Genomic DNA, 260 nt, shown 5'->3' with positions numbered 1-260 from the left:
GTTGGGGTCGAGGGTTCGAATCCCTTCGCCCGCTCCAGTTTGGTTAGACTTCAAAAGCCGCGCAACAGCGCGGCTTTTTGCTTTTCTGGTTCAATTTCCCCGCATTATTGCCAAGACAAAGCCACCTCTCCGTTTCGTCTTAAATCCTTTAAAAAAATTACAGATTTTTGCATTTTTCCTGTTGCAAATCACTCAGGCTTTTGCCATATAGCGCAGGCCTAACCAACAAACTGGCGCGAGCGGGTGTAGCTCAGGGGTAG

The 260-nt window shown here is 48.5% G+C and carries 1 protein-coding gene; it reads left to right on the top strand.

Annotated features, from left to right (window positions below; all coding sequences use genetic code 11):
- On the top strand, positions 1 to 222 hold a 222-nt coding region (locus A918_RS22220), incomplete at its 5' end, for a hypothetical protein (protein ID WP_210162327.1).
- Between the last annotated feature and the right edge of the window lie 38 nt (positions 223 to 260).

It is taken from the genome of Pseudochrobactrum sp. AO18b (genome assembly GCF_000409565.1).
GTDB lineage: Bacteria > Pseudomonadota > Alphaproteobacteria > Rhizobiales > Rhizobiaceae > Pseudochrobactrum > Pseudochrobactrum saccharolyticum.
The sequence above is the reverse complement of the archived record's forward strand: the minus strand, read 5'-3'. Positions and strand labels throughout refer to the sequence as shown.